At 78.1% G+C, this 5,103-nt stretch carries 3 protein-coding genes; 2 read left to right on the top strand and 1 reads right to left on the bottom strand.

Annotation, left to right across the window (positions count from 1 at the left end; translation table 11 throughout):
* Positions 1-140 precede the first annotated feature (140 nt).
* Entirely contained in the window at positions 141-458 is a 318-nt protein-coding gene (locus EFE23_RS27390) for a hypothetical protein (RefSeq protein ID WP_123243759.1), read from the top strand.
* On the top strand, positions 455-946 hold the full coding sequence (locus tag EFE23_RS27395) for a hypothetical protein (RefSeq protein WP_123243760.1): 492 nt from the start codon (positions 455-457) through the stop codon (positions 944-946). The genes EFE23_RS27390 and EFE23_RS27395 overlap by 4 nt, the downstream gene beginning before the upstream one ends.
* 37 nt (positions 947-983) lie before the next feature.
* Here EFE23_RS27395 and EFE23_RS27400 read toward each other — a convergent pair whose 3' ends face one another.
* Positions 984-4,877, bottom strand: coding sequence for a CHAT domain-containing protein (locus EFE23_RS27400; protein WP_123243761.1), 3,894 nt, complete (start codon positions 4,875-4,877; stop codon positions 984-986).
* Between the last annotated feature and the right edge of the window lie 226 nt (positions 4,878-5,103).

Here is a 5,103-nt window from a genome sequence, read left to right on the forward strand (position 1 = left end):
ACCCGCCCCGGCCGCGCGTCGCTGATCCGACTCTGGTTGAACGCCCGCGGAGGCCCCGAGGTAACCCAACCGCCGGCTCCGCCGCCCGGATGCGGACGGCCGGTACCGTGGACGTTCCGGTGTGACAGCGGGAGGTCGGGATGCCGGACGAGCTGACCACGGACCTGCTGCCGTACGCGGAGGTCACCGACACCGCGTACGCGGAACAGGCGGCGAGCGGCTTCGCCGCCCGCCCGCACGGGCCGGCGGTGCTGCTGAGCGGCGCCTGCCCCCGCTGCGGGCACGCCACCACCAGCGTGCTGGTCGACGAACTGTTCCGGCGGGAGCCGCCGCCGGTCGACCCGGATCCCGGCTACCGGACGGTGCTCTGCGAGTGCGCCGCCGAGCATCCGCGACGGCCCGCCGGGATGGTCGGCTGCGGCGCGTACTGGACGCTGCACCTGGAGGACGGGGCGTGATCCGGCTGCGTCCCGGGCCGCCGCCGACGGTGACCGACCTGCGCCGCGCCCAGCAGCTGTCCGGATTGCTGCGCGGCGAGCTGGACCGGGTCCGCGGAGCGGCGCTGGCCTGGCGCAACGGCCTGGGCGGTCTGCTCGTGGCGCTGCTCGGGTTCGGTCTCGTCCGGGGCCGCACCGACGTCACCACGCTGGCGCCCGGCTGGGCGGCGGCGGTGGGACTGCTGCTGCTCGCCGCGGTCGGGGTGGGCGCCGCCGGGGCCCTGGCGTTGCTGCGCGCCGCGCACGGCCGGCTCACCGTGACGCCGGTGGCCGCGCTCGCGCCGGCGCCGCTGGCCGACCATCAGGAGGCGGTCGCGGCGGCCCGGGCGCTGCGTACGGGCGTGGTGCTGGTGCTGCTCTGCGCCGGGCTGCTGGTGGCCGCGGTCGGGGTGACCTGGTACGCGCCGACACGTCCCGCTCCCGCCGCGGTGACCGGCACCGGCCCGTAAGGGCACCGGCACCGGCCCATCGCAGGGGCCGGCACGGTCACGGGCCGAGGTGCGCGTACGCCGCCCACAGGTCGGCGCGGCCGGGCAGGGCGGCGCGCAGCCGGCGGACCGCGTCGTGCAGGGCGACCGCCGCCCGGTCCGGGTCGATGCCACCGGGCACGGCCAGGGCCGCGTACAGATCGGCGCAGAGCTGGACGGTCACCTGGTCCGAGATGGACCAGAGCGCGCCGACGACCTGGCGGAATCCGGCGAGCTGGAACGCGGTGCCGAGGGTCAGCACCTCGTCGGGCAGCGCCGCCCCGCCCCGTACCGTCTCGCAGGCCGAGAGCACGGCCAGCGCGGCGGACGCGGCCGGCGCCCGCCACAGGTCACGCACCTGCAGCGGCCCGCCGGTCAGCGCGAGCCGCCCGCGCAGCGGATCGCGCAGGTCCTGCCGGCCGTGACAGGACAGGTGAACCACCGGATGCCCGGGCAGCTCGGCCACGACGGCGGCCGGGGTCGCGGCCGCGCCGCTGAGGCTCCGCCCGTCCGGGAGATGGCCGCGGACGAGCTGCGCCTCGCGTTCGGCGCCGGGCAGGTCCGGCAGCCCCGGCAGGTGCGGCAGGCTGACCACCAGCGCCCGGTCGACCGGTGCCGGGTTCTCGGGCACGGCCCGGCGGGCGCGGGCGAGGGCGCGCAGTGCGGCGGTGTAGGAGGGGATCACCCGGTCCAGCACGCCCGGGCCGCCGTCGAGCGGGGCGGCGGCGTGCAGCGGCAGCAGCGTGAGCAGGCCGGTCGGGCACCACCACAGCCGCGGCCACTCCCCCGATCCACCGGCCGGCACGGCCGCGTCGAGGACCGGCGCGGCCACCGCCCGCCACAGCCAGTCCAGCGTCCGGCCCACCGCGGCGCGGGCGGCCACCGCGCGGCGGCGCGCCTCCGCCTCGGGTACGGGTGGCGCCTGGCCGGTGAGCACCGCGACCGCGGTGAGGAAGTCCGCGGCACGGGTGACCAGCTCAGCCGGTGTCGCCTCGGGCAGCGGCACGACGGTGACGTCCCCGGCGGCGACGACCAGGGCGTCGCTGCGGCGCTCGCCCACGTTGACCAGCGCCACCGGCCCGAGGTCGGCGGCGAGGGCATCGAACGCCGGCCGGCGGAGGAAACCGTCGAGGCCGGGCAGCGCGCGGATCTCGGTCAGCAGCCGGCGGCGGCGCTCGGCCAGGGCGTACCGGCGCTCCGGGTCGGGGCCGCCGGCCGGGGGCGGGACGGGGTCGGCCGCGCCGGGGCGGAGGAAGCCGTCCAGCGCGGTCTGTACGGCGGTGAACTCGTCGGCGAGCTCCGGTGCGGTGACCCGGACCGTGGTGAGGTCGGCGCCCGCGTCGTGCGCTCGGGTCAGCAGGACGCCGCGCCCGTACTCCAGCAGCTCCACGGCGCGGCGTGGTTCGCCGAGCGCGACGGCGACCGCCGCGGCGTCCGTGGCCAGCCCGCGGAAGCGGCCGAGCAGCCGGGTCTGGTCGTCGGGGTCCATGCCGTGCCAGGCGACCAGGTCGATCAGCTCGATCGCGGTGGCGTACCCGTCGAGGGCCCCCGGCAGGTCGTCGGCGGCCGCGGCGAGTTCCGCGTACCGGTGGGCGGCGATCGCGCGCAGCAGCGACGGCGCGGCGGGTACCGCGGTGGCCTCCCGCAGCGCCGCCCGGGCGTGCCCCGAGCGGTCGGCCGGGTCGGCCGCCTCCACGGCGGTGGCGAGGTTGCTCAGGCACATCGCCCGGTCCGGGTGCTCGGGCGGCAGCGCGTCGACCGCGCCCCGATACGCGACCAGCATCGCCTCGGCGTCCCGGTCCGTGCCGGTGGCGCGGTGGCGCAGCAGCAGCGCGTTGCCGAGGTTGGTCAGGAACCGGTGCCGGTCGGCCGACCGGAGCGGGGCGGAACGGGCCAACCGGTCCAGCAGGTCGACCGCCTCGTCCAGGAACGCGGGGTCGTCGTCGCCCAACCGGTGGCGGACGATCAGCGCGACCGCGAGGGTGCCGACGCTCTGGCCGTACGCCACCGGGTCGGCCGGGTCGACGAGGGTGACCGCCTCGCGGAGCGCGGCGATCGCGGCGGCGGCGTCCCGCCGCGCGGCCTCGCGGCCGGCGGGCGCGGCGTCGTCGAAGGCGAGTTCGGCGCGGCGGTTGAGCGCGGAGCCGTAGTTGATCAGTGCCCCCGGCCGGTCGGGGTGACCGGGCGGGGCGGCCTCGACGGCCCCGGCGAGCACCGCGACCGCCTCGGTGAGGGTGGCCAAGTCCTGGGTCACCGTGAACCGGGCCTGCAGCACCAGGCCGAGGTTCGCCCGGTAGCGGGGCCGGGCGGGGGTGTCCGGCGGCGCTTCGGCCAGGGCGGCGCGCAGCGCCTCGGCGGCCGGTTCCAGCAGCGCCGGGTCGCCGCCCTGGTCGGCGCGTTCCCGCAGCGCGTTGCCGAGATTGTTGAGCGTCCGATGTCGGACCGGATCCCCGGGCGGCAGCAGGGTGGTGGCCTCGGCCAGCGCTTCGCAGGCCGCCCGCAGCGCGTCGAGGCCGCCGGCGTCGGCGTGGCCCCGGCTGAGCGCGTACCCGAGGTCGGCCAGCCGGTGGCCCCGCACGACCGGGTCGTCGGCGGCGGCGACGCCGGCGCGCAGCAGCCGCACCGCCTCGGTCAGCTCGTCGGGGCGTCGGTGCCGTTCGTAGCGGAGGGTGCATAGGACCCCGAGGTGGTGGCGCATTGTGTCGTCCCCGGTGGCCTCCGCCGCCGCCCGGTACGCCTCGACGGCCGCGTCGAGGTCCTCGCCCGCGCCCGGCGCGCTCTCGTCGGCGCGGTAGCGGTCCTCCAGCAGCGTGGCCAGGCCACCCCAGGCCGGGCCGACGAACGCGGGATCGAGCTGGTCGTCGGCGTGCAGCGCCGCCCGGTACGCGTCGATGCCGGCGTCCCGATCGGCCGGGGACCGGTCGCGCAGGAACCGTTCGGACAGGACGATGCCGTGCAGCGCGGCGGTGCGGGGGTCGCCGCCCCGCCGGGCCGGGCGCAGCACGTCGATGGCCTCGTCCAGGTCGGCGGGGCGGCCGTGCAGCCGCCACCGGTGGCGCAACTGCTGCCCCAGGTTGGCCTGTGCCATGGCGCGCATCGCCGGGTCGACGGACGCGGCCTGCGCGGCCTCGCGGAGCAGGGTGATCGCCTCGTCCAGCGCGGCCGGGTCGCGGTCGGTCTCGTACCGGTCGGACAGGACGTTGCCGAGGTTGAACAAACGGGTGGGTCGCTGCGGGTCGCCGGCCGGGGTGGATTCCAGGCTCTCCCGGTGCGCGTCGACGGCGGCCGGGAGCGCGCGCGGCCGGCCCAGCTGCCGGAACTGGTCGCGGTGAACCCGGCCGAGCATGGACAGGTAGGTCGCCCGCTCGGGTCGGCCGGCCGGAGTGGCGTCGACCGCCCGGCGCAGCAGCGCCTCGGCCCGGTCCGCCACCTCGTACCGCCCGGTGCGCTCCGCCCCGCTCATGAGCACGACCGCCTGGGCGGCGAGCGCGGCCGGGTCACCCCCCGCCGGGTCCGGCGCGGGCTCCGGTGCCCGGGATCGGGGCACCCGGCCCCGGTCGGCGGCGCGGCCGTACGCGCGGTACATGGCCAGCAGCGACGGTGGCACCCGGCCCGGGGCGGCGTGCAGCAGCAGTTCGGTCAGTTTCACGGCCTGCGCGAGGTCGTCGGCGTCCTGGCCGGCCGGCAGCAGCTGGTAGCGGTACCAGTGCAGGCAGGCGAGGAGGAACAACCCTTCGGCGGTCCGTTCCGGCAGCGGGCCCGCCGGGGCGGTGGCGGTCACCAGGTCGATCACCGCCTCGGCGTCGCGGGCGGCGCCGGCCTCGAAGAGGCGGCGCGGGTCGCGGCCGGCGCCGAAGTCGTCGAGCCGCTCCCGAAGCCGGCGTACGGGATCGGACCGGAACCGCTGCCACATCAGGCCTCCCCTCCGTCGATCCACCATGCGTAGCAGGACGGACGCGGACGGTGCCAGTGGTGCGTCATGTAGTTGTCGTGGTGCGGGCGGGCTCGGCTGTGCGCCGAGCCCGCCCGCCGCTGTCGCGCCCGGGTCGGGTCCCGGGTGCTGCCGTCAGCGCTGCAGGGTCAGCAGGCCCGGCCGGTAGGGCAGCAGGCCGTAGTCGCCGCCGGAGTTGGTGGCCCGA

It is taken from the genome of Micromonospora solifontis, assembly GCF_003725545.1.
Classification (GTDB): domain Bacteria; phylum Actinomycetota; class Actinomycetes; order Mycobacteriales; family Micromonosporaceae; genus Micromonospora; species Micromonospora solifontis.